This window comes from Limosilactobacillus caviae, from assembly GCF_014635905.1.
Classification (GTDB): Bacteria; Bacillota; Bacilli; order Lactobacillales; family Lactobacillaceae; genus Limosilactobacillus; species Limosilactobacillus caviae.
This window is the reverse complement of sequence record NZ_BMDS01000020.1, coordinates 1-1,158: the sequence shown is the minus strand read 5'-3', so window position 1 is coordinate 1,158 and position 1,158 is coordinate 1. Positions and strand designations below refer to the sequence as shown.

The window sequence follows — 1,158 nt, the reverse complement described above, 5'->3', positions numbered from 1 at the left end:
GTGATCCGGTGTTACAGTTGTAACATTTGGTGTCATTCCTGGAACTGAAGGTACTGGTTCGTTTGGTATAACCTTAGTTGGGTCTGTTGGGTCATTTGTGTATGGCACAACTGGAACATTTGGAATCCGGTTACCGCTTGGATCAACCGGTACAATGTTTCCAACCTTCGTGTAGGTTACCGTATCTTCAATGTTCTGTTGAACTGCTTCCTTAGCTGGAACGTTAGCCTTGTCCGCAACGTAACCATTGATTACCGGAACCTTCACTTCATTGTAGCTGGCCTTGTCAGAAGTCCAGTTCTCGTCCGGGTTGAGGATTTGACCAGTAACCTTGTCGATGATTAATGTCCGCGTCCAAGTAGAAGTTTGGACATTGTCATCACGCATCTTGTTACCGTTGTTATCAACAAAGTGAACGGTTGAAGTGTAGTCCTTGCTGTAGTTGTCCTTTGCAGGCCACTTTGGACCTTCTGGGTAGCCTGGGTTAACAGGTGTACCTGGTTCTTCTGGGTTCTTAGGACCAACTGGAGCATGACCATGCTTCAATACAACCGTGAAGACTTGGTTTTGATCCGCGTTATCATCAAAGGTTGCGCCGACTGGGAAGCCATCAGTTACGAGAACGTAACCGTGGGCTTCAAGCTGCTTGATTTCATCAGCAGTACTGTAGTTAATTACACTGCCAGCCTTACCAGTCAAGTTACCAGAAGTTGCGATTTGTGCGTTGTTGTTATCTTGGTCAACGTAGTTAACAACCGCAATTTGGTCAACTGCCGGCTTTGGATTTACCGTATTTGGAGTGTACTTAACCGGTGTATCAACACCTGGATCAGTAGGTGTTACCGTTGGTACTTCTGGCGTGTAATTAGGAATTGTTGGTACCGGTTCATTTGGCGTTACCTTGGTTGGATCCGTTGGATCGGTTGGGTATTGTGGTGTTGGTACATTCGGAATTGGCTTTCCTGTTGGATCAACTGGCACAATCTTACCATTTGGTACATAGGTAACTGTAGCTTCTTGGTCTTCCATGGTTACCTTTTGACCATCAACCTGTGCCCGATCGGCGTGGTAACCTTCAACAACTGGGGTTGCCACATTGCTGTAGCTGTCCTTGTTGCTTACCCATTCAGTTGAACTGATGATCTTACCAGTTACATT

Annotated in this window: 1 protein-coding gene; it reads right to left on the bottom strand. The window is 46.0% G+C overall.

From position 1 onward, the window contains the following. The coding region (locus IEU90_RS11200) for a mucin-binding protein (RefSeq protein WP_229723705.1) at positions 1–1,158 on the bottom strand (1,158 nt) is incomplete at both ends.